22 protein-coding genes are annotated in these 26,306 nt (G+C 68.5%); 13 read left to right on the forward strand and 9 right to left on the reverse strand.

From position 1 onward, the window contains the following. Window positions 1-15: 15 nt before the first annotated feature. Entirely contained in the window at window positions 16-225 is a 210-nt protein-coding gene (locus ACIA8D_RS01795; protein ID WP_399227918.1) for a DUF397 domain-containing protein, read from the reverse strand. Then, window positions 222-1,088 (reverse strand): helix-turn-helix transcriptional regulator, encoded by an 867-nt coding sequence (locus tag ACIA8D_RS01800; protein ID WP_399228056.1) that lies wholly within the window; start codon window positions 1,086-1,088, stop codon window positions 222-224. Before ACIA8D_RS01800 ends, ACIA8D_RS01795 begins: the two co-directional genes overlap by 4 nt. Window positions 1,089-1,249: 161 nt before the next feature. Between ACIA8D_RS01800 and ACIA8D_RS01805 the strand changes: the two genes are divergently transcribed. From ACIA8D_RS01805 to ACIA8D_RS01820, 4 genes are all read left to right on the forward strand, one after another. Then, entirely contained in the window at window positions 1,250-1,735 is a 486-nt protein-coding gene (locus ACIA8D_RS01805) for an ATP-binding protein (protein ID WP_399227919.1), read from the forward strand. A gap of 268 nt (window positions 1,736-2,003) precedes the next feature. Next, the gene (locus tag ACIA8D_RS01810) at window positions 2,004-2,918 is read left to right on the forward strand and encodes a helix-turn-helix domain-containing protein (protein ID WP_399227920.1); all 915 of its coding nucleotides are present in this window, start codon (window positions 2,004-2,006) and stop codon (window positions 2,916-2,918) included. A gap of 66 nt (window positions 2,919-2,984) precedes the next feature. Then, window positions 2,985-4,718: a hypothetical protein gene (locus tag ACIA8D_RS01815; RefSeq protein WP_399227921.1), complete on the forward strand. Its 1,734-nt coding sequence runs from the start codon at window positions 2,985-2,987 to the stop codon at window positions 4,716-4,718. 133 nt (window positions 4,719-4,851) lie between these two features. Further along, a complete protein-coding gene (locus ACIA8D_RS01820; RefSeq protein WP_399227922.1) occupies window positions 4,852-6,195 on the forward strand; it encodes a Fic family protein in 1,344 nt (447 codons plus the stop codon). A gap of 20 nt (window positions 6,196-6,215) precedes the next feature. Here the strand turns inward: ACIA8D_RS01820 and ACIA8D_RS01825 are convergent, their stop codons facing one another. Then, the gene (locus ACIA8D_RS01825; protein ID WP_399227923.1) at window positions 6,216-7,415 is read right to left on the reverse strand and encodes a hypothetical protein; all 1,200 of its coding nucleotides are present in this window, start codon (window positions 7,413-7,415) and stop codon (window positions 6,216-6,218) included. Then, the gene (locus ACIA8D_RS01830) at window positions 7,412-8,047 is read right to left on the reverse strand and encodes a DUF4365 domain-containing protein (RefSeq protein ID WP_399227924.1); all 636 of its coding nucleotides are present in this window, start codon (window positions 8,045-8,047) and stop codon (window positions 7,412-7,414) included. Before ACIA8D_RS01830 ends, ACIA8D_RS01825 begins: the two co-directional genes overlap by 4 nt. 251 nt (window positions 8,048-8,298) lie before the next feature. Here ACIA8D_RS01830 and drmA point away from each other — a divergent pair, with 251 nt between their 5' ends. Genes drmA through drmC form a run of 3 tightly spaced genes read left to right on the forward strand, consistent with a single transcriptional unit; the run spans window position 8,299 to window position 14,503 of the window. Next, window positions 8,299-11,910: a DISARM system helicase DrmA gene (drmA, locus tag ACIA8D_RS01835; protein WP_399227925.1), complete on the forward strand. Its 3,612-nt coding sequence runs from the start codon at window positions 8,299-8,301 to the stop codon at window positions 11,908-11,910. Between the two features lie 5 nt (window positions 11,911-11,915). Further along, a complete protein-coding gene (drmB, locus tag ACIA8D_RS01840) occupies window positions 11,916-13,760 on the forward strand; it encodes a DrmB family protein (protein ID WP_399228057.1) in 1,845 nt (614 codons plus the stop codon). A 17-nt stretch (window positions 13,761-13,777) separates the two neighbouring features. Then, the gene (gene drmC, locus ACIA8D_RS01845; protein WP_399227926.1) at window positions 13,778-14,503 is read left to right on the forward strand and encodes a DISARM system phospholipase D-like protein DrmC; all 726 of its coding nucleotides are present in this window, start codon (window positions 13,778-13,780) and stop codon (window positions 14,501-14,503) included. Window positions 14,504-14,606: 103 nt separating this feature from the next. Here drmC and tuf read toward each other — a convergent pair whose 3' ends face one another. The 5 genes from tuf to ACIA8D_RS01870 all read right to left on the reverse strand — a co-directional run bounded on the left by tuf (window position 14,607) and on the right by ACIA8D_RS01870 (window position 19,746). Beyond that, entirely contained in the window at window positions 14,607-15,800 is a 1,194-nt protein-coding gene (gene tuf, locus ACIA8D_RS01850) for an elongation factor Tu (protein ID WP_399227927.1), read from the reverse strand. Between the two features lie 152 nt (window positions 15,801-15,952). Continuing rightward, complete coding sequence (gene fusA / locus ACIA8D_RS01855) at window positions 15,953-18,079, reverse strand: elongation factor G (RefSeq protein ID WP_399227928.1); 2,127 nt, start codon at window positions 18,077-18,079, stop codon at window positions 15,953-15,955. Window positions 18,080-18,118: 39 nt separating this feature from the next. Beyond that, entirely contained in the window at window positions 18,119-18,589 is a 471-nt protein-coding gene (gene rpsG, locus ACIA8D_RS01860) for a 30S ribosomal protein S7 (RefSeq protein WP_399227929.1), read from the reverse strand. Between the two features lie 2 nt (window positions 18,590-18,591). Next, window positions 18,592-18,963 (reverse strand): 30S ribosomal protein S12, encoded by a 372-nt coding sequence (gene rpsL / locus ACIA8D_RS01865; protein ID WP_003948652.1) that lies wholly within the window; start codon window positions 18,961-18,963, stop codon window positions 18,592-18,594. A gap of 261 nt (window positions 18,964-19,224) precedes the next feature. Next, on the reverse strand, window positions 19,225-19,746 hold the full coding sequence (locus ACIA8D_RS01870; protein ID WP_399227930.1) for a DUF1707 and DUF4190 domain-containing protein: 522 nt from the start codon (window positions 19,744-19,746) through the stop codon (window positions 19,225-19,227). A gap of 182 nt (window positions 19,747-19,928) precedes the next feature. Between ACIA8D_RS01870 and ACIA8D_RS01875 the strand changes: the two genes are divergently transcribed. The 6 genes from ACIA8D_RS01875 to ACIA8D_RS01900 all read left to right on the forward strand — a co-directional run bounded on the left by ACIA8D_RS01875 (window position 19,929) and on the right by ACIA8D_RS01900 (window position 26,278). Continuing rightward, window positions 19,929-20,645, forward strand: coding sequence for a Crp/Fnr family transcriptional regulator (locus ACIA8D_RS01875; protein ID WP_399227931.1), 717 nt, complete (start codon window positions 19,929-19,931; stop codon window positions 20,643-20,645). Window positions 20,646-20,762: 117 nt separating this feature from the next. Continuing rightward, window positions 20,763-21,494 (forward strand): hypothetical protein, encoded by a 732-nt coding sequence (locus ACIA8D_RS01880; RefSeq protein WP_399228058.1) that lies wholly within the window; start codon window positions 20,763-20,765, stop codon window positions 21,492-21,494. Next, window positions 21,491-23,596, forward strand: coding sequence for a hypothetical protein (locus tag ACIA8D_RS01885; protein WP_399227932.1), 2,106 nt, complete (start codon window positions 21,491-21,493; stop codon window positions 23,594-23,596). The genes ACIA8D_RS01880 and ACIA8D_RS01885 overlap by 4 nt, the downstream gene beginning before the upstream one ends. A gap of 52 nt (window positions 23,597-23,648) precedes the next feature. Continuing rightward, the gene (locus tag ACIA8D_RS01890; RefSeq protein WP_399227933.1) at window positions 23,649-24,689 is read left to right on the forward strand and encodes a hypothetical protein; all 1,041 of its coding nucleotides are present in this window, start codon (window positions 23,649-23,651) and stop codon (window positions 24,687-24,689) included. Next, on the forward strand, window positions 24,686-25,198 hold the full coding sequence (locus tag ACIA8D_RS01895) for a Pycsar system effector family protein (protein WP_399227934.1): 513 nt from the start codon (window positions 24,686-24,688) through the stop codon (window positions 25,196-25,198). Before ACIA8D_RS01890 ends, ACIA8D_RS01895 begins: the two co-directional genes overlap by 4 nt. Before the next feature lie 69 nt (window positions 25,199-25,267). Further along, window positions 25,268-26,278 carry a M48 family metalloprotease gene (locus ACIA8D_RS01900; protein ID WP_399227935.1) on the forward strand — a complete coding sequence of 337 codons (1,011 nt, stop codon included), beginning with the start codon at window positions 25,268-25,270 and terminating at the stop codon, window positions 26,276-26,278. Window positions 26,279-26,306: the final 28 nt, after the last annotated feature.

Below are 26,306 nucleotides of genomic sequence, written 5' to 3' on the forward strand. Positions count from 1 at the left end.
GAGCCAGTTGAGGGGTCAGTTCCCGGAGGCGTACGCCACGAAGTCCGCCCACGCCGAACCGCCGACGGCGAACCGGGGGCCCTGCGCGTTCTTGGAGTCGCGGACGTGGACCGTGCCAGGGGCGAGGGCAACCTCGACGCAGTCAGGATCGCTGCCGTTGCTGCTGAAGTTGCTCTTGCGCCACTCCAATTCGGCGCTGGCCCCGGCGGAGACCTTGCGGTTCATGTTTCTCCCAGCAGTTGCTCGATGAAGGCCAGCGACTCCCTCGGGGTGAGAGCCTGCGCCCGGATCATGCCGTACGTCAGTTCAAGTACCCGGAGCTGCCGAGGGCTGTCCACGGGCCGCCCACCAGCGATACCGGGCGAGCGCCCGATCGCCGATCCGTCCCTGAACTTCAGCAGTTCGATACTGCCGTCCACCCCCGCATGCTCTTCCCGATCGGTCGGCATGACTTGGAGCGAGACGGCGCGCAACCTCCCGACGTCCAGCAGGCGTTCGAGTTGTCGACGCAGAACCATTCTGCCTCCGAGTGGGCGCCGCAACGTCACCTCCTCCAGAACGAAACTGAGCGCGGGTGCTGGAGCCCTATCGAAGATCACCTGCCGAGCCAGCCGTCCGGCGACACCTCGCTCGATCCCTGCCTCATCATTCGCGGGCTGCCGCATCTCGAACAGCGAGCGCATGTACTCCTCGGTCTGCAACAGGCCATGGATGTCGTGGGCGCCGTACCACTGAAGGTCAACGGCCTTGGCCTCCATCCGGGCCAGCCCGCGAACCTTCTTCGGATACCGAACCTCCGCCACCCGCTCCCTGGTCGCCGAGACCAACCCACCCGCCTCCAACACCCGATCCGCGCCGTCCAAGAACTCCGGCTTGGGAATCCGCTTGCCCGACTCGACCTTGTAGACCTGGTCCTCGCCGTACCCGATGGCCGCACCCAACTCACCCGCGCTCACGCCCATTTGTTCACGCCGCATCCGGATCATCTGCCCGACCATGGCGACGACAGCGGCGCCCTGCTCGTCGTCAGGATCAACGTCCCAGCCCGGCTCGTCCGAACTCTCCGCGACCTTGTCCACCCGCGCCACCTCCACGCCGTCCGCACCGATCCCGGCCGATCACACACCGCGCGCCCTACCCGAACCGCCCACCGGACAGCCCGGACAGGGCCGGACAAGCTCCGGACAGTCACCGGGCACACGCGGCATGTCACGTGTCACGGTAAGCAAGCACGGCCACGCTGGGTGACATGAACCAGCAACTGGACCAACTCCACTCCCCCACCCGTCACTTCGGCGTGCAACTGTCCCCCACGTCACGCGGAGCCCGCCTCGCACGTCTACTCGGTACGGAACAACTCCGCACCTGGGACCTGCCTCCCGCGACCATCGAGCGCGCGGCCCACGTCATCGCGGAACTCGCCGCGAACGCGGTCACCCACGCCCGCCTCCCCGGCCGCGACTTCCGTCTGGACCTCCACGTTTCGCCCGCGACCCTGCGGGTCGAGGTCACCGACACCCGCCCGGACCGCCTGCCGACGAGGACCACTCCACACCCCGCACCCGCCGAGTCCGAATCGGGCCGGGGGCTGGTCCTCGTAGAAGCCCTCACCGACCGCTGGGGAGTCACCGGTGGCCCGGCCCCGCGCAAGACCGTCTGGGCCGAGATCGATCTCCCGCCCACCGCATCGCGACGCACCCCGCCCCGGTGCGCCACCGCACGGCCCAACGCGTGATCAAAACCTCTAACGACCGGCGGAAATGACCAACCAAACCCCACCCACCCCACCGCTTGAAACGGGACCACCCCGTCACTCGCGCGAGTGAAGCCAGCCAACTCGGCTGGATTCGCAGCCAGTTGAATGCCATATGCTCACGGCAATCACAGCGCGTAACAACACCAGACATGCGACGGCCCCCGCCGGGACTGGCATCCCAATGCGAGGGCCTGACCACCGAGGAAGTAGGAGCTTCCCGATGGATACGCAGAACCCTAGCGGGCGCATGCCCGCCGCACCCCCGGTGCCGCTGAATCCGCGCGGCATCACCCACATCAACACGCCCCAGACGAGCCGCTTCACGGTCGTCGGCAACCACCTCGCCCAGCACCGCGAACTCTCCGGTCTCGCCATCGGCCTCGCCGTGCACATCCAGTCGCTGCCGCCCGGGGCCCGCGCCGACATCAAGACGCTCGCCGCCCGCTTCCCCGAAGGTGAGACGCGGATCGCCGCCGCCCTGCGCGAACTTGAGGCCCACGGCTACCTCTCCCGCATCCGCGAGCGCCTCCCCAGCGGGCGGATCGTCACGTACACGGTGTCGTTCAACGAACCCGTCGCCGTCCCCGTCGACGCACCACCACCGGACGAGCCCCCGGCACCTCCACCAGCGGATCCGCCCGCGTCCGCCGAAGCCGAGCACGCCGAAGAAACTCCACAGCCCACGCCGCCCGAGCCGCCCGAGAACCGGCCCGGCCTCCCCACCGCCCCCCGCCCCGCGCTACCCGAACCGGAAACCCCCGACCTCGCCCGCCACCGCACGGCGTCCGCCCTCCTCGCCACCCTCCACCGCCACGACCCGCGCCTGCTCCTCCCCGAGCACGCGGTCCGCCACCTCTCCCCCGCCGTGGCCGCCTGGCTGGAGCGCGGCGCAGGCCCCGAAGCCGTACGCCACGCCCTCACCGCGAACCTGCCGCGCGAACCACTCCGCAACCCGGCAGCCCTGCTCGCCCACCGCCTGACCGCCCTCCTGCCACCGCCCGCACCGGTACAGCCACCCCGAACCGACACCGCCCCCGCACCAGCCGCACCTCCACGCTCACCGCTCCACAGCTGCGAAGGCTGCGAGCGGGCCATCCGCACCCCCGCGCCCGGCATGCACTGCCGCGACTGCCGCGCCGAGATGGCCGCCCGCGCCGCGTGAACGAGCGGACCACGCACGGAACTTCGGGCATCCCCCGTTGTCAGACCCGGCTCGTAAGGTGATCGCGTGACACCCCAGACAGAACTGTCCCAGCTGTTCCCCAGGATCGAGCCGCTCGAAGACGCGGATCCCGAACTGGTCGCGCTCGGCGAGCGCTACTGGTCCCTCGCCGGCTTCGACGCGGAGACCGGCCTGCCGAGATGGAGCGAGAAGACCTCGGCCATCGACACCGGCGGCTGGGGCCGCCGCCACTACGTGATCGCGGCGGCCGGGACCCGCGCGTACCTCGACGGGCACGCGTGCCCGTCCTGCGGCGGCCCGCTCAGCCTCGCGTCACGCACGAGCCTGCAGCAGGTGTGCCTGGGCGAGGAGGCGCCGCCGTGCGCCGACTGCACCCCGTCGCTCGCGGAGCACGTACGGCTGCTGACCGACCCCAAGCGCACAGCCAAACGCGAGGCCACGAGGGAAGCCGCCCGCAAGCGGTCCGCGTACGAGGAGGCCCACGCCACCTGGGAGCAAGAGCGCCAGGCGGCGGTGGCGGACCAGTACCCGCTGCTGTTCTCGGAGGAGGCCGAGTTGCCCGGCCTCCTCCACGCCGCCGGAGTGCGCGAACTGCTCACCGCACTCGCCCTGCTGCGCTACGCACCGTCGGCGACACCACTGACCGCCCTGACCGACTGGCCCGACCCTCTGCACCCAGACCTTCGCACCGCCGACAACCTGATCCACGGCACGCGGACCGCCGGGCTCCTGCGGGTCCACTCCAGTACCCCGCACGTCGCCTTCGTCTGGGAACCGGCCTCCTTCGAGGAGGCCGTCCAGGAAGCCGGGGGCGACCTCGACACCCTGCCCACCCCGGCACTCGGCGACGGCTACTACCCGCGACGGGCCCGGTTCTACGCCCCGTACGGCACCAGCATGGGCACCGCCGCCGAACTGATGGACACCCGCCTGACCGCCGCGCTCGCGCCCGCCGCCCTCACCACAGGGCGCCAGGAGGACCTTCTCGTCCTCGCCACAGAGCTGATCGCCGAGGAGGCCCTGCGCTACTTCGACCACCGCCTCGTCGAGCTCAACCTCCCGGACATCCCCGAGAACCAGCAGAACCGGCTCAAGGACGCGGCGTACCGGGTAGCCGGCGCCCGGTCGCTCGGCCAGGTCTACAACCTCGTATGGCAGGCGACCAGAGCCGCGGCGGAGGGGGCGCAGAAGCACCCCCGGGCGCCGCGGGCCAACATGACGACGCACGCGCTGAACCGGTTCGAGTCCTTGGCCCAGCGGGCCTGCGAGGAGTCCGACTGGACCCCCAAGCCGTTCAGCGAGATCGCCGGCCTGGGACTGGCCGCCATGACCCGCGTTCTCTTCTACGGCGTTCTGGACCAGCCGCCCCTCACCACCTCGCTGACCGACGTGTCCGCCGCCCTCCCACCGGCCGCGCGCGGAACCGCGCCATGCCCCGAAGGCATCGACGGCAGCCTCGCCCTCCTGCACAGCCACCCCGACGCGTGGGAACCGGAGGAGACCGGCGAACTCCTGCGAGGCTTGATCGAGCTCTGCGAGGAGGACCCCGACTGGCACGTCGACAGCGAGGTGATCCGGCGCGGCGCGGCCCAGCTGCTGGGACTCCACGACCGGCTCGCTCCCGTCCTCGGCCCCCGGCACGCCACCCTGGCCGCCCTCGCCGCGGCATCACTGCTGGACGGCCGAGTGGTCGTCCAGGGCGAGAGCGTGGCCTGCGGCCCTTGGATCGCCGAGCATTTCGTACGCCATCTCACCAAGGATCTACTAATCCAGCAGTAATGAGTAGATCGGTAGTAGATGCCGGAGGGCGGGCCGGCTACGGAAAAGACATCAGCCACCCCATCTACTAATCTGGGAGAAAATAGTAGGTGACTGGTAGATCGCATCCAGCGCTAGTAGGCAGGCGGATCCCATGAAGCGTCCCGCTCCCCCGCCCGACGTCAACCACGTCTGGCAGCGACTCTCGACGTACGACTCCGCCAAGATGCGACTGATCCTCCCGACGAGCCCCGGCGACGGCCCCGCCGACCCCTACCTGCCCTGGGACCGGGTCCGCTTCAAGACGCCCCCGGACGGGCTGACCCTCGAAGAGTGGTGGGCCAAGATCAAGCTCGCCCGGCAGGGCATGCTCCGCCAGCTTCCCCTCACCGACATCGACGGCCGGCCCTTCGCCTACGCGCTCCCGGACATCGTTCTCAAGGCACTGGAGGACGTCACCCGTGATGCCAGCGGCAAGATCGCGGCCAGCGCCCCGTCCGTGAACCCCGCGAGCCGGGACGAGTACCTGATCAGTTCCCTCATCGAGGAGGCGATCAACTCCAGCCAGCTGGAAGGCGCTTCGACCACCCGCCGCGTCGCCAAAGAGATGCTTCGCGCCGGCCGCAGCCCGCGCACCCGCGACGAGCGCATGATCGTCAACAACTACGCGGCGATGCGGATGATCGGAGACCTGCGCCGCGAGAGGCTGACTCCCGACCTCGTCCGCGAGATCCACCGTGTGGTGACGGAGGGGACACTGGACAACCCGGACTCCGCGGGGCGCTTCCAGCTGCCTCACGAAGAACGCATCGGAGTATTCGCCGACACCGGCCTCTCGCTGCACACCCCGCCGCCCGCCGAGCAACTGCCCGAGCGTATGGAACGGCTGTGCGCGTTCGCCAACGGAGAGCTCGACGACACCTTCGTGCCGCCGGTCCTGCGCGCCATCACCCTGCACTTCATGCTCGGCTACGACCACCCCTTCGAGGACGGCAACGGCCGCACGGCCCGCGCCCTCTTCTACTGGTCGATGCTGAACCAGGGGTACTGGCTCACCGAGTTCGTGGCGATCTCCCCAATCCTCAAACAGGCACCTGCCCGGTACGCACGCGCCTACCTCTACACCGAGGACGACGCGGGAGACCTGACGTACTTCCACATCCACCAACTCGACGTTCTGCGGCGGTCCATCACCCGCCTTCACGAGTACCTGGCCCGCAAGTCCCAGGAGACCCGCGACCTCCAACACCGCCTGACCGACCCTGCGATGGCGTTCAATCACCGGCAGAGCGCACTGCTCAGTCACGTACTCAAGCACCCGGACGCGGACGTGACCGCCCAGTCCCACAGGACGTCCCACAACGTGGTGTACGAGACCGCGCGCCGCGACCTGACCGACCTGGAGGAGCGAGGGCTGCTCATCAAGCACCGCATGGGCAAGGCCTTCGTCTGGCACGCCGTACCCGACCTGGAACAGCGGCTGCGCGGACCCGGCTGAGGCGCTCCGCGGCGCGTGCCTCAGCCGTACACGTGCCGCACGGTGAACGAAGTGACGGCCTCCATGCGCGTAACCCGCCCGTGCCGCACCAGATCCCCCCGGACGAACACCTCGTGGTTCTCGCTGTGCGCGAAACCCGCCTTGGCGTAGTCCTCGGCACCCAACTGCATGCGTACTCGCCGAGTGGTCGACTCGAAGTCCTCCGTCACGTACCCCTGCACCGTGGCCTCGCCAGGGCCCTCCCCCCGCTCGCGATGGAGCCGGACCACCGTCCCGCGGAGCACGACGTCGGACTGTCCCAGACGATCGCGCAGGTCCCTGGCCCCTTCGATCAGAACCGGCAGCAACTCGCGACCGATGGCCACCGGTGGAGTGCGCTGATCCATCGGCAGTTCGGCCGTCCAGTCGAAGCTCAGCTCGTACGGCCGCGTATCGTCCCCACCGATCCGGGCCAGCGCCTCGCAGAGATTCGCCGTCAGGGCACCGGCGCCCGCATACCGGGAGAAGGCCTCCAGTGAATCCTGCCGCAACGACGTCTCCGCGGCCCGCTGTGCGGAGAACACTCCCGCGTAGAGCCTCCTGGAGACGCGACGCGCGAAGGGCTCGGAGGCGCTGCCGTCTCCGGTGTCGTCGAAGGGCAGTGGCTCCTGGGCGGGTTGCCCCTGCGTCACCTCCGGAATCGGCGTGTGCGCGGCGATCACGTAACTGCCCACCCGCGTCTGGTCCAGCCTCACCGACGCCACGAAGTCCTTCACCCGCTGCGGCTTCTGCGCCGGCTGAACCGGCCGCGGCTCGGGCGCGTACTCGGCCGCGGCGGCAGCGGTCATCAACTCCTTCAGGCCGGACAGCGCCGGCACCAGTTCCACCAACGGCGCCGTGCCCGGTGGCCCGTCGGGAAGCAGGCGCAGATACTGCCAGTCGGCGGGTGGCAGCGTCATCTCGCGCAGCACGTCGGCCGGGACGCGCCCTTCGACCATGGAAAGAGTCGCAAGCAAGTCAGCGACCCGGTCCGCGTAGTCTCGCGGCCCCCGGTCGAGCGGGACCATCACCTCGTAGTCCGGCTCCGCGTCCGGACCGGCCTCCTGCGCGACGAGTCCCCACAACTCGCCCCGACCGTACCCGCGCATCGCGGACCAGCCACGGCCCCGCAGGTAGCGCAACAGATGGCGCGGAGTGAGCTCGGCGGCGCGGTCGAACTCCGCGTCGGAGATGACGGTCACGACTCCCCCAACTGGTCACGGAACGCCGGATCGAAGAGTTCGCGCAACGACGCGATGGTCAGCAGCTGGTCCTTCGGGACATGGACCGTGTCCAGCTGGCCCTTGTACTCGATCTCCAGCGGCTCCCGGTCGTGGAAACAGGCCCAGTACGCGCCGTACCGCAGCAGCATGCCGCCATCATCGATGCGCGTCCACTCCTCGACGTCCCTCGGCACGACGACGAGGAACAGGAACCGGGGGTCGTACCAGTCGCGGCCCGCCAGAAGATTGAGGTTGTGCCGCTCCAGGCGATAGCTCCAGGCCGGGGCATCGGCTGCCAGGGCCTGCTCCGACGGAGCCCAGCACTTGACCTGTACGACGATGCGAGGCTGCTTGTATCGACCGTCCCGCCCCGGAAACGTGATCTCCCAGTCCACACCGCGCCGGTCACGATGCGCCTTCTCCGCGATGTCGAGATCGGCGGCGACCGCCAGAGTCCGGATAAACGTCTCGCCGAAGTCGCCCTGGTGGTTCCGGTCACCCAACTCCCACGGCTCCACCGTGCCGTAGGGGCGCACCTGTTGCGGCACCCCGTCCACCCGCGGGTGCTCCCGCCCGGACTGCGAACCGGCCCCCGCCCCTGCGAGCGGCACCCCGTAAGTCCCGGACCGCGGCGATAACGCGCGCCCCTCACCCCGCTCGCCTTGAGCCGACGGCTCCCGCATCGATCGCTTCCCCCGCATCTCCCTGCATGTGACCGGCGACACAGGGTAGCGAGAATGCCTGCGGCATGAAACCGGTAGTCCACATTCCGGCCTCCATTCACGGCCCTTGGAGCGTGCGCACACGCACCAAGGGCCAAAGCTCCTGCCCTGTGTCAGTGGGCCGCCTTATCGTGTGCATCGTGAGCCCGAACGAGAGCACGCCCCAGCCCACGGACAGTGCGGACAGCTCCCACGCCGCGCAGATCCTCGACATGCCGACCGGACAGCAACTGCGCGACGAGCTCGCCCAGTTGGTGGTCACGGATCTCCTCGGCCCCATCGGCGGCGACGACGAGGAGCTCACCGGCAGCCCGGTCGACCACTACATCATCGGTCGGCTGGCCCCGGGAGGCGCCACACACGAGGGGCGCGTCCGCCTGACGGGCATGCCCGTCGATCCCGCCACGGCGGACGAGGCGGCCCTTGCCGCGGTGCCCGCCCCCGAAGAGGGCGACCCCGACCCCGACGGGCCGAACGTGCCCAGCCTCCAGCCCTCGTCACTCGGACTCACCGTGCGACTCGACGGGCAGGTCGACACCCTGTACGTCGCCTGCGACTGGGCTCACTACGAGGTGGGGCACTCCAAGGACCCCGAGCATTCCGGCGGCAGCGTCCAGCACCGGATCCACCATGCTCCCGAGCCGGTGATGATCAAGCTCCTGGAGGACGGGCTGATCGAACCCCGCCAAGTCCTGCCCACCGAGTTCCCCGGCATCGTCGTACGGGGACGGGCCCGTCGGCACCAAGGCGACTGGCTGGTCTCCCTGTTCCTCGTCAATGGGCAGGAGGACAGGGGCGGCGCCGGCGCCTGGATGTTCCAGGTCGGGATGTCCGTCAGCGGCGAGCCGAACACCGCCCCGTTCCTGCCCCGGACCGCTCCGCACGGCACGGGGGCGGATCCCGACGAGCGCCGGGAACGCCGCGCGCTCGCCATGACGCACCGCTTCCACCCCGAGTTCGCCGTCGGACATGGCACCGGAGTCCACGCCGAGGCGAGCGAGGCGGACGCACTCCGCGCGGTCCGCGTCACCACGACGGCCGCTCCCACGTACGAGATCCCGCACACCGACGTGCCCGACCCGAGTCAGGAGGACGACGCGGACCTCGTCGAACTCCGAGACCTCGTCCTGGACATGAAGGCCCTGGCCGGACTTGCCGCGGACGACCTCCGCACGGCCCTGCTCCCACTCGTCGACGGCTACCGCGCATGGATCGAGCGCACCGGCGAGGCCTCGTCCGACCCCGCCGCCCGACTGGACGCCTTCCAGCAGGAAGCCCGCCAGAACCTGACCCAGGCCGACGCCACGGCAGACCGGATCGCCGCCGGCATCGATCTCCTGCGGGACGGGCCCGTCCTGGAGTCCTTCCGGTTTGCCAACGAGGCGATGTGGTATCAGCGCGTGCACACCCTCGCGGCGGCCGCCCGGCGCCATGACCCCGATCTGCCCCTTGAGCAGGCATTCGAAGACTTCGACAAGCCCAAGAACCGCAGTTGGCGCCCCTTCCAGCTCGCCTTCCTGCTGCTGAACCTTCCGTCCCTGGCCGACCCTGCCCACCCAGAGCGCTCCGACAGCGAGGACGCACTCACGGATCTGCTGTGGTTCCCCACCGGTGGCGGCAAAACCGAGGCCTATCTGGGCCTCACCGCCTTCACTCTGGCCATAAGGCGCCGACTGCCCGATCTGGGAGATCTGGACGCCGAACACGGCATGGCCGTGCTCATGCGGTACACCCTGCGGCTCCTCACCATCCAGCAGTTCCAACGCGCGACGGCGCTCATCTGTGCCTGCGAGCACATCCGCCGCGGCGACCCCGCCTTGTGGGGAGAAACCCCGTTCCGCATCGGCCTGTGGGTCGGCGGCGGGGTGACCCCCAACACGACAGAACAAGCAGGCGACTGGCTGAAGGAGCGCCGCAAGGGCAAAGGCCGTGGACGGCGGATGCGCACCGGTTCGCCGCACCAGCTCACGAGTTGCCCCTGGTGCGGCACCAAGCTGGACTCCGGTCGGGACATCACCGTCGACACCACGCTGCGCCGCACGTTCATCACATGCCCCGACCTATTCTCCTGCCCCTTCGGCGAAGGGCACTTCGGCGCACAGCCAGACGAGCGTGGCCTGCCCGTCCTGGTCGTCGACGAAGAGATCTACCGGTTCCCACCCGGCCTTGTCATCGCCACCGTGGACAAGTTCGCTCAACTCCCCTGGAAGGGCGAGACTCAGACACTCTTTGGCCAGGTCGCACGCCGCTGCACTCGCCACGGCTACGTCACGGCCGACGCCGTGGACAGCGAATGGGAGCGGCTCAGCCATCCGGCACATGGGAACCACCCTGCGGCTCGCACGGTCGACGCATCTCGCGTCCGTCCACCCGACCTGATCGTCCAGGACGAGCTCCATCTCATCTCCGGCCCACTCGGATCACTCACGGGCCTGTACGAGGCGGCGATCGACCGACTTGCCACCTGGGACATCGAACCGGGCCGGACCGTACGTCCCAAGGTCATCGCCTCCACCGCGACCGTCCGCCGCGCCGAGCGCCAGATCAACGACCTCTTCGCCCGCCGTACCGCCGTCTTCCCGCCCCCCGGCCTCACCGTGGACGACAACTTCTTCGCGCGCCGACGCCCCACAGACAGGAAACCGGGACGTCGCTATGTCGGCATCTGCGCACAAGGCGTCCGCACCAAATCGGTCGCGATCCGCGTGTACGTCGCCCAGCTCGCGGCCGCCCAACTCCTGCACAAGCGCTACGGACAGAGCCCGCTGACCGATCCGTACATGACACTCGTCGGCTACTTCAACAGCCTGCGCGACCTCGGCGGCATGCGGCGTCTCGTCGAGGACGACGTGTCCACTCGCCTGACCCGCGTCGACCGCCGCAACCTCGCCGTGCGCTTCCTGGGAGAGCCTGCCGAGCTCACGTCCCGTATGTCGTCCGACGCCATCCCGGACATCCTCGAAAAGCTCGAACTACCGCACACCGAGCGGAAGAAGGGAGACCCACGGCCCATCGATGTCCTCCTCGCCACGAACATGATCGCCGTAGGGGTAGACGTCTCCCGCCTCGGTGCCATGGTCGTCAACAACCAACCCAAGTCGACAGCCGAGTACATCCAGGCCACCAGCCGCGTCGGCCGCCAGGCACCTGGCCTGGTCTTCACCGTGCTCAACTGGGCCAGGCCCCGGGACCTGTCGCACTACGAGACGTTCGAGTCCTTCCACGCCACCCTCTACCAACACGTGGAGGCGCTCTCGGTCACCCCCTTCGCCCAACGGGCCGTGGACCGTGGCCTCACAGGAGTCCTCGCCACACTGGTCCGGGACCTCAAACAGGAGTACAACGCCAACCGAGGAGCCCAGTTCTTCGACACTCGGGGCGAACTGGCCGACCACGTCGTGCGCTACCTGCAGCGCCGGGCCGAGACCGTGACCGACGACCGCCGTGTCGGCCAGGACCTCGGCGCCCATCTCAACCAGCGGCTCGACTACTGGGAACGCCGCCGAAAGGCCCCCGGAGCCGTCCTCGGTTACCGAGCGCCCCGCCGCCAAGGAGATGTGACCCCGCTCCTGCGCGAACCTGACGGCTCCCGTTGGCAGCTCACCACCACCCCCACGTCCCTTCGTGAGGTCGAACCGCCCGTCCGCCTGATGTTCGTCGGCGACCTGAGCCAGGACCCCACCAGCGAACCGCCCTTCGTCCCCCGCGCCCAGCCCGACGCGTCGGACACGACCGACCAGGAGATGCCGTGACCGTGATGGAGAACGGGCCTTTGCGCGTGGGCGAGCTGCGGCCCAGCCAACTGCTGCACACCTACGGCGTCGGCTCGATCACCGACCTGCCGAACCTCTCCACGATGGTGCTCGGCCTCGACCACTGGGAGCTGGAAAAGGCCAGAACCCTGACGGAGGATCGACTGCTCGCTGCGGTCCGCCGCCGCCTCGGCCCCCAGGTGTCGGCCCTGCGCACCCCTCCGCATCTTCAAGAAACCACCGACCCCTTCGGCGAATGGTCCAGAGTGGGCGTCCCTGTGGCGCTCTTCCCCCGCTGGCTACGCTGCTCACGCGAGCAGTGCAACCAACTCGCCCCTGCTTCCTCCGGCCTCTTCGAACTGGAGGAGCACTACTTCCGTCCGGAGAACACGCGCTACGTCCACAACTGCTTCGGCACCGGACGGCGTCGGCCCACAGCTGTTCCGGCACGTTTCCTCGTCGCCTGCCCGGACGGCCACATGGACGACTTCCCTTGGCAGTACTTCGTCCACCGAGGAGCACCGGCCCCTGACTCCTGCAACACTCTGACGCTCGTCGAGCGCGGCACCACGGGCGAAGCCGCCAACGTCCTCGTCCAGTGCACCTGCAAGAACGTCAACGCACGCTCGATGGCGGAGGCCATGGGCCGCCGGGGCGAGCGCGAACTCCCCGCATGCCGTGGCCACCACCCCCACCTGGGCACCTTCGAGAAATGCGGTGAAGCCGTCCGCACCATCGCCCTCGGCGCCACCAACAGTTGGTTCGCTTCACAGCTGCGTGTCTTCAGCCTGCCCCGAGCTGACGAGCCCCTCGCACAAGCCGTGCGCGAACACTGGCGGGCCCTCCAGCTGCTGGCCGCTGTGCCGCCGGAGGCCGCGAAGATGCTGCTCCCCACCCAGGCTTGCTGGCCCGACCTGGAAGCCTACGGAGTGGAGGCCGTGTGGAAGGCAATCCTCGCCGAGGGAGAATCGTCCGCTGCGCCCACCGACGACTCGGACGACGACTTCGACCTCACCACGCCGGAATGGCAGGCTTTCACCGCCCACCATCGGTATGAGCTGCCCGATTTCACCACCCTGACAGAGCGTGTACCGGACAGCGCCCGGGCCTGGCTGGACAAGGTGGTCCTGGTCAACCGGCTCCGCGAAGTCTCGGCGCTCACCGGCTTCACACGCATCGACGCCCCCGAGTGGCTTCCTCAAGACGACGACCCCTCCACTCAGCAGGCAGCTCCGCTCAGCAGGGAAGCGCCTGCCTGGGTCCCCTGCGCCGAGCTGCGCGGCGAAGGCGTCTTCCTCGCCTTCAAGGAAGACCGAGTCTCGGCTTGGGAAAAGCGTCCTGAGGTCACGGCACGCGAGAAGGAACTGAAGGACGCCCACCGCCGTTGGTGCCTCGCCCGCGGCATCGAGCCCCAGTGGCCCGGCATCCGCTACGTTCTCCTGCACACTTTTTCCCACACCCTCATCCGGCAATTCGCTCTGGAATGCGGCTACGGCGCCTCGGGCATAGCGGAACGCATCTACGCCCGTCCGGGCAAGAACCCGATGGCAGGCATCCTGCTCTACACGGCAGCGCCCGACAGCGAGGGCACCCTCGGTGGCCTCGTCTCCTTGGGGCGCAAGGAGCGCCTCGGTCCGATGATCTCCCAAGCTCTCTCGGAAGCCCGCCTCTGTAGCTCGGACCCCATGTGTTCGGAACACGATCCGCGAGTCCATGGCCGACTGCACGGAGCTGCGTGCCACGCCTGTCTGTTCGCCGCTGAGACATCGTGCGAACGCGGCAACCATTACCTGGACCGGGCACTGCTCGTGGAGACTTTGGCCGGGGACCGGGGCGCGTTTCTGTCGTGATCTCCTCTCTCCCAGGTGTGCTCGCACGCCTCGCTGGACGCTTGCCGGCCAGTCGGCTGGAGGCGTGGGCTCGCATACTGGAGCAAGCCCACGGCCCGGACGACCAAATCCTTGACGCTCTTCACACCCGTCCCGCGGCCGGCCTGACCCATGAACTGGAAACTCTGGTGGCAGCCTGGCGCAACGACCAACCGGGTCTGGCAGGAAGAGCCATGGCGCTGGCTCTGCGCAGCGCGGCTGCCACCCACCACAGCGGACCGACACAACCGTCCCTGGAGCTGGTGGTCAGCGGCCCGACAAGCCCCTCCGTACCCACACGGCTGACCAGCACGGTGGTCATCGACGTCATAAATGCCGCACACGACTCGCTGCTCGTCTCCAGCTTCGCCGCGCTCGGAGTTGTCGACGTCGTGGCGGCGCTCCAGCAAGCAGCCGAGCGTCACGTCCGTATTGACCTCGTGCTGGAGGCCTCGACGTCGGCACCCACCGCCTTCCGACAGCTCCGTGGGGAATTCGTACGTCTATGGCAGCGCCCGACGGGCGTTGGCGTGGTCCACGCAAAAGCCCTTGCCGCGGACCGGCACACCGCCCTTCTCGGCAGCGCCAACCTCACCGATCGCGCCCTCGCCGCGAACATCGAAATGGGCCTGTTGGTCCGTGACTCGATCCTGGTCGGCCGTCTGGTCGACCACTTCAACTGGCTAACCGGCCCCGGGGACGCTCTCCGGCGCACCCCGCACTGACGCCCCCGGCGCATGCGAAAGGGCCCGTACGACCGAAGTCGTACGGGCCCTCTCAGGAGCTCTATGAGCTACCAGGCACCAAAGCCCAACAGGTAAGCGAGACTTACTTGTTGATCTTCGTGACCTGGCCGGCGCCCACGGTCCGGCCACCCTCACGGATGGCGAACTTCAGGCCCTCTTCCATGGCGACCGGCTGGATGAGCTGGACGGACATCTCGGTGTTGTCGCCCGGCATGACCATCTCGGTGCCCTCGGGGAGGGTCACAACGCCCGTCACGTCCGTCGTACGGAAGTAGAACTGCGGACGGTAGTTGTTGAAGAACGGCGTGTGGCGGCCACCCTCGTCCTTGGACAGGATGTAGGCCTGGGCCTCGAACTCGGTGTGCGGCGTGACCGAACCGGGCTTGATGATGACCTGGCCGCGCTCGACGTCCTCGCGCTTGATGCCACGGAGGAGGAGACCGACGTTCTCACCGGCCTGGCCCTCGTCGAGCAGCTTGCGGAACATCTCGATGCCGGTGACCGTGGTGGTGGTCTTCTCGGTCTTGATGCCGATGATGTCGACGGTCTCGTTGACCTTGAGGACACCACGCTCGATACGACCGGTGACGACCGTGCCACGACCGGTGATCGTGAAGACGTCCTCGATCGGCATCAGGAACGGCTTGTCGACGTCGCGCTCCGGGGCCGGGATGGCCTCGTCGACGGCGTGCATGAGCTTGAGGACGGAGTCGCCCCACTCCTTGTCGCCCTCGAGCGCCTTGAGCGCCGAGACCTTGACGACCGGAACGTCGTCGCCCGGGAACTCGTACTCGGAGAGGAGCTCACGGACCTCGAGCTCGACGAGCTCCAGGATCTCCTCGTCGTCCACCATGTCGGCCTTGTTCAGGGCGACGACGATGTACGGAACGCCGACCTGGCGGGCCAGGAGCACGTGCTCCTTGGTCTGCGGCATCGGGCCGTCGGTGGCGGCGACCACGAGGATGGCGCCGTCCATCTGCGCGGCACCCGTGATCATGTTCTTGATGTAGTCCGCGTGACCGGGGCAGTCGACGTGGGCGTAGTGACGCGCCTCGGTCTGGTACTCGACGTGCGCGATGGAGATCGTGATACCGCGCTGGCGCTCCTCAGGAGCCTTGTCGATCTGGTCGAAGGCCGAGGCCTCGTTCAGGTCGGGGTACGCGTCGTGCAGCACCTTGGTAATGGCGGCCGTGAGGGTCGTCTTACCGTGGTCAATGTGACCGATGGTGCCGATGTTGACGTGCGGCTTAGTCCGCTCGAACTTCGCCTTCGCCACTGGGTCCTCCTGTGGAGTGGTTCTGTACGCCTTGCTTCATCGGCGCCAGGTGATCTTTGCTGGAAAGCCGGGTTCCCGGGGCAATTCGCGGCTGTTGCCGCGAATTGCCCCAAGAGCTCCGGAGTCAAGCCTAAAGCGTGAACTCTAGTGAGTTACTCGCCCTTGGCCTTCGCGATGATCTCCTCGGCGACGTTCCGCGGAACCTCGGCGTAGGAGTCGAACTGCATCGAGTAGCTCGCGCGACCCGACGTCTTGCTGCGGAGGTCGCCGACGTAGCCGAACATCTCCGAGAGCGGGACCAGGCCCTTGACGAGGCGGGCGCCCATCCGCTCCTCCATGGCCTGAACCTGGCCACGGCGGGAGTTGATGTCACCGATGACCTCGCCCATGTAGTCCTCGGGCGTGGTGACCTCGACGGCCATCATCGGCTCGAGGAGCACGGGACCGGCCTTGCGCGCGGCCTCCTTGAACGCCTGCGAACCGGCGATCTTGAAGGCGAGCTCGGAGGAGTCGACCTCGTGGAAGGCACCGTCGAGCAGCGTGATGCGGACACCGGTCATCTCGTAACCGGCGAGGATGCCGAACTGCATGGCCTCCTGGCAGCCGGCGTCGACCGAAGGGATGTACTCCTTCGGGATACGACCACCGGTGACCTTGTTCACGAACTCGTAGCTCGCGTCGCCACCCTCGATCGGCTCGATCGAGATCTGCACCTTGGCGAACTGGCCGGTACCACCAGTCTGCTTCTTGTGCGTGAAGTCGACCTTCTCGACCGTCTTGCGGATGGTCTCGCGGTACGCGACCTGCGGCTTGCCGACGTTGGCCTCGACCTTGAACTCCCGCTTCATGCGGTCGACAAGGACGTCGAGGTGGAGCTCACCCATACCACCGATGATGGTCTGGCCGGTCTCCTCGTCCGAGTGCACCTGGAAGGAGGGGTCCTCCTCCGCGAGACGCTGGATGGCGACACCCAGCTTCTCCTGGTCACCCTTGGACTTGGGCTCGATGGCGACCTGAATGACCGGCGCCGGGAAGTCCATGGACTCCAGGATGACCGGGTTCTTGTCGTCGGACAGCGTCTCACCGGTGGTGGTCTGCTTCAGGCCCATGACGGCGACGATGTCACCGGCGCCCACCGACGCGATCTCCTCACGCTTGTTCGCGTGCATGCGGTAGATCTTGCCGATGCGCTCCTTCTTGCCCTTGACGGAGTTCAGCACCGCGGTGCCGGCCTCCAGGCGACCCGAGTAAACCCGGATGAAGGTGAGCTTGCCCAGGTGCGGGTCGCTCGCGATCTTGAACGCGAGGGCCGCGAGCGGCTCGTCCTCGGACGGCTTGCGCGCGATGACCTTCTCCGGGTCCTTCACGTCGTGACCCTCGATGGAGTCGACGTCAAGGGGGGTCGGCAGGTAGCGCACGACCGCGTCGAGCAGGGGCTGAACGCCCTTGTTCTTGAACGCGGTACCGCAGAACACCGGGGTGACCGTGGTGTCGGCGGACTTGCCGGACGCGATGGTGATGCGACGGATCGCGGCGTACAGCTGCTCCTCGGTGGGCTCGGTGCCCTCCAGGTACAGCTCCATCATGTCCTCGTCGTTCTCCGCGACGGCCTCAAGGAGCTTGCCGCGGTACTCGTCCGCAGCCTCCTTGTGCGTGTCGGGGATCTCGACGGTGTCGTAGGCCTCGCCCTTGGCGGCCTCGGCCGACCAGACGTACGCCTTCATCGTGACGAGGTCGACGACACCCTGGAAGTCGGCCTCGGCCCCGATGGGGAGCTGCATGACGAGCGGCTGGGCGCCCAGGCGGTCCGAGATCATGTCCACGCAGCGGTGGAACTCGGCGCCGGTACGGTCCAGCTTGTTGACGAAGCAGATGCGCGGCACGCCGTAACGGTCGGCCTGACGCCACACCGTCTCGGACTGCGGCTCGACACCGGCGACACCGTCGAACACCGTCACGGCACCATCGAGCACACGCAGGGAGCGCTCCACCTCAACGGTGAAGTCGACGTGCCCCGGGGTGTCGATGATGTTGATCGTGTAGTCGTTGTCCTCGAGCGGCCAGTGGCAGGTGGTGGCAGCGGACGTGATCGTGATGCCACGCTCCTGCTCCTGCTCCATCCAGTCCATCGTGGCGGCGCCGTCGTGGACCTCACCGATCTTGTACGAAACGCCGGTGTAGAACAGGATCCGCTCGGTGGTGGTCGTCTTGCCCGCGTCGATGTGGGCCATGATGCCAATGTTGCGCACCTTGGCCAGGTCAAGCGAAGTGGTAGCCATAAGGCTTCAGTCTTCTCTCGGTCTCGATGTGGGTTGCGACTACCAGCGGTAGTGCGCGAAGGCCTTGTTGGACTCGGCCATCTTGTGCGTGTCCTCGCGCTTCTTGACGGCAGCACCGAGGCCGTTGGAGGCGTCGAGCAGCTCGTTCGTCAGACGCTCGGTCATCGTCTTCTCGCGGCGAGCGCGGGAGTAGCCGACGAGCCAGCGGAGCGCGAGGGTGTTGGCGCGGCCGGGCTTGACCTCAACCGGAACCTGGTAGGTCGCGCCACCGACACGGCGGGACTTGACCTCGAGGGTCGGCTTGATGTTCTCAAGCGCGCGCTTCAGCGTGATGACCGGGTCGTTGCTGGTCTTCTCACGCAGGCCCTCCATGGCGCCGTACACAATGCGCTCAGCGGTGGAGCGCTTGCCGTTCAGCAGCACCTTGTTGATGAGGGAGGTCACCAGAGGAGAACCGTAGACCGGGTCGATGATGACCGGGCGCTTCGGGGCGGGGCCCTTACGAGGCATTCTTACTTCTCCTTCTTGGCGCCGTAGCGGCTGCGGGCCTGCTTGCGGTTCTTGACACCCTGAGTGTCAAGCGAGCCGCGGATGATCTTGTAACGAACACCGGGCAGGTCCTTCACACGGCCGCCGCGCACGAGCACGATGGAGTGCTCCTGCAGGTTGTGTCCCTCACCCGGAATGTAGGCCGTGACCTCGATACCGCTGGTCAGACGCACACGCGCGACCTTACGGAGGGCCGAGTTCGGCTTCTTCGGGGTGGTCGTGAACACACGCGTGCAGACGCCACGGCGCTGGGGCGAACCCTCGAGTGCGGGCGTCTTGTTCTTCTCGACCTTGTCCTGCCGGCCCTTCCGGACCAGCTGCTGGATCGTAGGCACTACTTCTCCGGTTTCTGTGTGCCGAGTAGTAAAGCTAACCTGGAACGTTTCCCGACCCACGCGGTCGGGTGTGTCGAATACTGCAGACCCCCGCCGAAGGCGGGAAGGCGGCAGATTGCGGTGGCCATGATCGAACTCGCCGTGCGGCTGTTGACACGCACACGAGCCCAGGCACACCCCAGGCACAAGGTCTGAGCGTACCTATCTCATACGCTGTGGTCAAAACAAATACCCCGGAGCCAGGACACGCCGGGCGCCTCGCTAGCCGTTACTGACCCCCGCGACGACCATCCCGACGATGAGCAGGGTCCAGAACGCCACCGCGAGCCACCCGATCACCAGCCCCGCGACCGCCATCCCGTCGCCGGTCTCGCCCCGCTCCCGGATCTCCTTGCGGGCCATGTGACCGAGGATGACCGCGGGAATCGCCGAGGCCCCCGCGCTGAAGAACGTGCCGACACCGCAGACCAGGGCGCCGATCGCCTTCCCGTTCGTGGCGGGCGGCGGCGGCAGGAACGTCCGCGGCACGCCCATCATCGGCTGCTGCTGCGGCGCCGGCCCCTGCGGCAGATCGGCGACCAGCATGGTCAGCTCCCCCACCGTGCGCGCCTGGTAGGCCCGCTCGATCCGCCGCTCGTACTCGCTCTGCTGCAGCCGCCCCTCGGCGAACCCGGCGCGCAGCACATCGACGGCGCGCTCCCGGTCCGCATGCGCGGCCAGCATCGACGGCTGATGACCCTGCTGGCCCGGCCACGGGACCGGCTGCCACGACGGATTCGACACGAGACCACTCCCCCGGACGCCTCTGCACAAGCCTGCTGCCCTCAATAATGCTTCAACGCCGATTATCCGCCACCGGTTCCCAGGTCGCTCCCACTACGGCTGATTGTTGCCAGTCTCCGCGCGCCGGGCCTCAAGTACGTTGACTGGTTGCGAATCCAACATGGTGATCACGGGGGCGGTGGATGTCGGCGGGGCGTACGCGCGCATGGGACGACGACGGTTTCGATGACGGCGTGCCGTTCCTGGCACGGCTGGAGAAGGGGGACCGCGCGGCTCTGCTGGAGGCAGGGCGCCTCATGCGCTATCCGGCGCGCAGCGTGCTCATGCACCAGGAAGAGCCGTCCACCCACGTTCTGCTCCTGCTGCACGGCTGGACCAAGGTCACGGCCATCGCGGCGAACGGCTACGAAGCGCTCCTGGCGCTGCGCGGCCCCGGAGACATCATCGGCGAGGGCGCGGCCCTCAGTGGTCGGCATCGCTCGGCGACGGTATCCACCTTGGAGCCTGTCGAGGCCGTGGTACTGGACAAGGCGCGCTTCACCGCTTTCCTCGGCGGCAACCCGCAGGTCGCGCTCCGTCTGCTGAGCCTGACCACCGACCGGCAGCGCGCGACCGACCGACGTCGGCTGGAATGGGCGGCTCTGACGGTGCGCGAACGGCTGGCCGTACTCCTTCTGGAACTCGTCCGCACACACGGCCACCGCACCACCGACGGCATCGAGCTCACGGTCCGGCTCAGTCAGCAGGAGTTCGCGGGCTCCGTCGGTTCCTCCCGCGAAGCGGTGGCCCGGCTCCTGAAGGAATTACGGGACAAACGCGTGGTGGTCACGGAGCGCCGCCGCATCGTCGTTCTGCGGCCGGAGGTGTTGCGCCGCATCGTCGGCGAGCAGCACGCCTGACCTTCCCTTCCACTCTGTGCACGTGGTCACAGTTCGTCCGTGTCATCGGTCCTCGGCCGCATCGCCCCGCCGCGCCATCGTGCTGCCTACACGACGGCGACCGGCGAGAGGCAGACCATGACCGACCCCATGCACCGCACCATCCTGCTCTTCGACATCGAACAGTTCGGCACCCGGGACGACGTGGAGCAGGGGATCCTGCGGAGGCTCCTGTACGAGGTCGTGGACTCCACGCTGCTCGCTGCCGGCATCCACGAGTCCGCCCGTCTGCGGGCCGACCGTGGCGACTCCGTCATGGAGCTGGTGGACGCACAGGCCTCGGTGCCGTCCATGGTGAAGATGCTGCTGACCGAGACACCCGCCCTGCTGCACAGCAAGAACCGGTTGATGGCGGCGAGCGCGCAGATGCGCCTGCGCATCGTCGTCTCCGCCGGGTACGTCGCCATCGACGACCTGGACGGCTGGGTGGGTTCGGACCTCAACCACGCCGTGCGGCTGCTGAACTCGGACCCGCTGCGCGCCGCACTCAAACAGAACGAGGACGCGAGTGTCCTGTGCGTGTCCGACGGCATCTACCAGGGCGTGGTACGGCACGGACCGCTGGGCGTACGGCCGGACGACTTCCACCGCATCACAGTGGAGACGAAGGAGGGGCCGACGGTGGCCTGGCTGCACGGGCAGCCGGGTACATCCGAGGACACCGCCGTCTCCAGCGCCGCGTCCCCTGTACCCGACCCCCCGCACGGCCAGACGCTGATCGGCGGCAATCAGTACGGGCAGGCGGGCGGCACCAACCACGGCAACATGACCTTCACGTTCGGCGACCGCGAACGGGGCGAGTCCCGGTGAGCCCGGCCGAGACGACCGCCGCGGCGGACAACGCGCAGGATGGCGAGCAGAAGCAGCAGGAAGAATCGGCGGAGTCCCCGGAACAGCAGCGCCAGAAGGCATGGGCCGCGCGCCAGGCACTCATCACGCACGGCCCCGACTTCATCTCCACCCTGGTCGGCGGAGATCAGTTCGGCCAAAGCGGCGGCGTGCACGTCGGAGACACGATCCTCCACATCGGCGGCCGCTCGGATGTCCAGGCCCCGCGTCAGCGATCGGGACCGATCCCGCAGGCACACGTCGTGGAACTGGCCGACGTCTTCCGCGAGCCCCCTGCCTTCCGCAAGGCCCTGGCCCGCCTACGGACCGACCGGGTCGTCCTCCTCGTCGGCGGACGGGAAACGGGCCGTCGTGCCGCCGCCGTGATGCTGCTGCACCAGCTGGGCGTCGCCGGGTTGCGCTCCCTCGCGCCGGGCATCGCCTTCGCTGCGCTGCCCGAGCACGTGGAGGCAGCAGGCGGATACGTCGCACGCGACCTGACTGTCAGCAGGAACCGCCCGCTGCACGAAACCCATCTCCATGCCTTGCGGGAGCAACTGGAGCGCACGGACGCGTACCTGGTGGTCACGGTGGACCCCTCCGCGGCCCTGAACGGCGTCCCGTGCGAACGCTGGGAGCCGCCGGGCGCCGAGGACATCCTGCACGCGCATGTCGTCCCGGCCATCGGCCCGGCCGGCTGGGACACGGTGTGCGGACGCCCGCCGGTCCGGGAGTTCCTCGCTCGTCGGCCCTCTCCGGGCGAGATCAAGCAGTTCGCACAGCATCTCGTCGCTCTGCACCGCGGTGAAACGGACGAGGAGCAGCTCGCGGCGTTCGGGGAGCAGGCACTGGCCGAGCGGGTCTCCCGATGGCTCACCGAGGAGAAGCCGATTCTGCGCGACAAGGCGTTCCTCGTCTCCATAGCCGTCTTCGACAAGGCGCCGTACGCGGTCACCGCCGAGCTGAGCGACGACCTGTTCGTCCTGCTGCACGCGATCGAGGAGCCCCGTGTGGCACCGTGCATCCCCGTCTTCGGAAGCCCTCGGGAGGAACGCATCCGCCTGGCAGAGGCGGTGGGTTCCGTGACCACGGTGGTCACCGAGTGGGGCCCGCTCCAAGGCCAGTTCGTCGCCGAGTTCCGCGACAAGGACACGGCGAACACCCTGCTGACACAGGTCTGGAATCTCCACCCCTCCGCCCGCCCCGCCCTCGCGGAGTGGATCCGGCATCTCGCCCAGGACCGCCGCCCGCTGGTGCGGACCCGAGCGGCCTCCGCGGCCGCGCAGCTCGCGACCGCCGACCTGACGGCCGTCATGGCCCACCTCGTCGAGCCGTGGGCCGACTCCAACGACGCCAACGCCTGGCTGACCGCGGCCAACGCCCTCACCATGGCCCAGTTGCTGGGCGTGCCGACCATCCCCCAGATCCTCCACGGCTGGTGCACCGGTGAGCGCAAGGGCCGGCGCTGGACTGCCATCCGCACGTACGGCCTGCTGGGGCCCCTGTATCACGAGGACGCTTTGAAAGCCCTTCTCGATGCCATTCACCAGCAGGTCTACGAGGACGGCGACCTGGCCGACACGGACGAGGAGGACACGAAGGAGGAGGCCAGCCAACTCGCCGACGCCCTGCAGCTGTTGCTCCTGGCGGTCGAGGGTCCCGTGTTGACCGCCCTGGCCGATCGTCTGGACGACAAGAAGGTCCGCGCCCACGCGGTGTTCGCCTTCCTCCGGGCCTGCGGGCAGACGACCGAGGGCAGCGACCGTCCTTTCGTCCTCGACTGGTACGCGCGCGCAACGGAATCCGGGGACGCCGCAGTCACCCACGCCCTCACCACGTTCTGGCGGGCTGTGTTGAACGACCGCGACCGCACAGCGCAAGCCCTGCATGTGCTGGGCAGCTGGGTGCTCATCGCCGACGACAAACCGTGGGCCGAGTCCGCGCTCGCCTCCCTCCTGCCCCGCCTGGTCGGCAACGACAACGACTACCGACGCATCAGCCACCTGCTGCGCACGGTGCGCAACTCCGATGGCGAACGCTCCCCCGCGGGCCTCCGCCTGGAAGCAAGCCTCACCGCGGCGTGACGTTCACGCCCCTTCCCCTGTCGAGGATCCCGACGCGCCCAGGAGGCCCGTCATGACCAGCACCCCGCCGGAAGAACTCCACTGGCTGCACCAGGAACGGCAGCACCCGGACACTCACGACGAAGCCGATGCCGACCCCGTACAGCGGGTCTGGCAGCTGCCGCTGTTCCGCCTCGGCAGTCGCCGATTCATCGGCCAGGCCGACCACGCCCTCGTCTTCATCACCCGCAAAGGCACCTACGAGACGTTCCGTCCGCCCGCGCGCCCCTTCAGCGTGCGGCGCTATGTGGCTCTGTACGAGGTGAACACCGACCCTCACGCTTTCCAGTTGCGCGTTCCGCTGCCCAGCCAGGTCGACAGCTTCGAGTTCGAGGTCACCGCCGACATCACTTGGCGGGTCTTGGATCCAGAGGCATTCGTGCGGAGCCAGGAGCGCGACGTACCCGGTTTCGTGACTCGCCGACTGCTGCCCCGCATGCAGACCGTCAGCCGCGACCACCCCGTGGAGGCGAGTGCCGAGGCGGAGCGCGCCATGCAGCGCGTGGTGGACGAAGCCTCCCCGGTCGGACAGGCACAAGGCCTGGACGTCACCTGCACCGTGCGGCTCCGCCGCGACGCCGACGCACGCTCCCACCAGGCCCGCCTGCGCACGGCCCGGCACGAGGCGGAGGCCGCGGGGCCCGAGCACGAGGCTGCCCTGCTGCGTGAGAAGTACGAAGCAGAACGCCAGGCCGAGAAGATCAAGTTCTACGAGAACCAGTTGGCGCAAGGAGGCACCACCGCACTTGCTCTGCACCTCGTGGCCCACCCCGACGAGACGGGATCCGTCCTGAACCACTTGAAGGACGAGCAGCGTGAGGTCGTCACCCACCAGCTCCATCTGATCGACCATGTCCTGAACAGCGAGAAGCTGGAGAGCTTCGAGCTCGAGGAGCCCCGCCGCCTGATCATCGAGCGGATGACGACGATCCTGCGCGGTGCTGCGGACCCCACCGACGACGAACCACCGCCGTCCCCCGGGCTGTCGGACGGGTCCGCTCCCGCAGGCCTGCCGGCCCCTCGCCTGCGCAAGGAACAGGAGCCCGGCGAATGACCCCTGCTCCCGCCCCTGAGGACCCACGGCTGCAGGCAGGCGTCCAGCTCCTGACCGACCTGCGCGCCGAGATCGCCCGGGCCGACACCAAGGCGGCGGTCCTGGTCGGAGCGCTCGGCATCGCGGCCGGAGGCATGAGCACACTGCTGACCGACCATCCGTGGACACCCGGTGCGCTGGGGCCGTCGGCCACCCTGTTGCGGTGGTCGGGAGCAATCATGCTCGTCGCCGCGCTTCTCTGTCTGCTCCTGGCCGTCATGCCGCGCTACGGCAAGAGCTGGTCACCGGGCCAGCCCCTGACCTACTTCGGCGACGTCCACCACGCGGTCCGGACGGCCCAACTCACCACCGCACTCGCGGACACCGGGCACGACCCCGCGCACGGCTTGCTGCTCTCCCTCGCGGAGACGAGCCGCATCGCCACCCGCAAGCACTTCTGGATCCGGGCCGGCGTGGCCGTCTTCGCCTGCGCGGCGGTCCTGCTCACCGGATCGCTGTTGTTCGCCTGAGCGGACGGCCTTGCCCTCGCCGGAGGCCACCGAAGGTCTGACGACCTGGACAACCTGGAGGAATCAGCCATGGACCTGCCGTACGAACCGACAGAACCCGAGAACCGCCCCCCGACCGGCACATCCGGTCCAAGGCCGCGCGAGGATCTCCCCCACCGCACCGGCCGCATCCACATCAGGGCACGTCAGCGTGGAGCCGACGCCGCCGCACTGGCCACCGTTGCACTCCACCTCCCGCACATGGCAGCGAGTCTGACCGTGGTCTTCGTGGCGTCGTACGCCGTCGATCAGCTCGGGGGGCCGCCCTGGTGGATACCACTCGGCTGCTGGGCAGTGAGCGGAGCACTCGTCTTCCACCGGCCCTTCGAGCGGCTGATCGCGCGCCGGCTCTTCGAGCTTCGTCATCCCACCCCGGACGAGGACCGGACTCTGCGGTCGGTCTGGCGTGAGGTGACCGCCCGAGCGGGTGTGGACGGCGGCGCCTACCAGTTGTGGGTCGAGGAGAGCCACATGGTCAACGCGGCCGCGGCCGCCGGGCACATCGTGGGCGTGACCAGCCATTCGCTCGCCGCTCTGCCGCCCGCCCAGCTGGCCGGCGTGCTGGCCCACGAGCTGGGCCACCACACCCGGGGGCATGCCTGGGCCACACTGCTCGTCTTCTGGTACGCGCTGCCCGGGCGCGCCACCTGGCAACTGCTGCGACTGCTGGCGTCCCGAGTCCACCGACTCTCCCCGGGCGCCACGGCAGCGGTCGTCGCTCTGGCGGCCGCCGTACTCATCACACTGACCACGGTCACGTACGGGCTCGTGTTCCTTCCGCTGGCCACTCCGTACCTGGCAGCGGCCCTGTCCCGGCGCGCGGAACTGCGGGCGGACGAACACGCGGCGAGCCTCGGGTTCGCGAGCCAGCTGATGGCCGTACTGCAGCGGGAGCACGCCGACGAGGCCGTCGCCGGGGCGGCGACCACGTCCGGAACCCGCTTCGAGAAGCAGGGCGTGATGACACGGCTCCTCGACTCGCACCCGGACATGCACACCCGGATCCATCACCTCCAGGCGTACCTGGAGAAAGGTCGCTGAACATGCCGAAGGGCGGCCACCCCGAGGG

This window comes from Streptomyces sp. NPDC051684 (assembly GCF_044453445.1).
In the GTDB taxonomy this organism is placed as follows: domain Bacteria; phylum Actinomycetota; class Actinomycetes; order Streptomycetales; family Streptomycetaceae; genus Streptomyces.

Coding starts and splice junctions, on each gene's coding strand:
- fusA (WP_399227928.1), bottom strand. CDS start 18,079: ATGGCTACCACTTCGCTTGACCTGGCCAAGGTGCGCAACATTGGCATC.
- ACIA8D_RS01810 (WP_399227920.1), top strand. CDS start 2,004: ATGCCCGCCGCACCCCCGGTGCCGCTGAATCCGCGCGGCATCACCCAC.
- ACIA8D_RS01820 (WP_399227922.1), top strand. CDS start 4,852: ATGAAGCGTCCCGCTCCCCCGCCCGACGTCAACCACGTCTGGCAGCGA.
- rpsG (WP_399227929.1), bottom strand. CDS start 18,589: ATGCCTCGTAAGGGCCCCGCCCCGAAGCGCCCGGTCATCATCGACCCG.
- ACIA8D_RS01900 (WP_399227935.1), top strand. CDS start 25,268: ATGGACCTGCCGTACGAACCGACAGAACCCGAGAACCGCCCCCCGACC.
- ACIA8D_RS01880 (WP_399228058.1), top strand. CDS start 20,763: ATGACCGACCCCATGCACCGCACCATCCTGCTCTTCGACATCGAACAG.
- ACIA8D_RS01895 (WP_399227934.1), top strand. CDS start 24,686: ATGACCCCTGCTCCCGCCCCTGAGGACCCACGGCTGCAGGCAGGCGTC.
- ACIA8D_RS01875 (WP_399227931.1), top strand. CDS start 19,929: ATGTCGGCGGGGCGTACGCGCGCATGGGACGACGACGGTTTCGATGAC.
- ACIA8D_RS01890 (WP_399227933.1), top strand. CDS start 23,649: ATGACCAGCACCCCGCCGGAAGAACTCCACTGGCTGCACCAGGAACGG.
- ACIA8D_RS01795 (WP_399227918.1), bottom strand. CDS start 225: ATGAACCGCAAGGTCTCCGCCGGGGCCAGCGCCGAATTGGAGTGGCGC.
- drmB (WP_399228057.1), top strand. CDS start 11,916: ATGGAGAACGGGCCTTTGCGCGTGGGCGAGCTGCGGCCCAGCCAACTG.
- ACIA8D_RS01805 (WP_399227919.1), top strand. CDS start 1,250: ATGAACCAGCAACTGGACCAACTCCACTCCCCCACCCGTCACTTCGGC.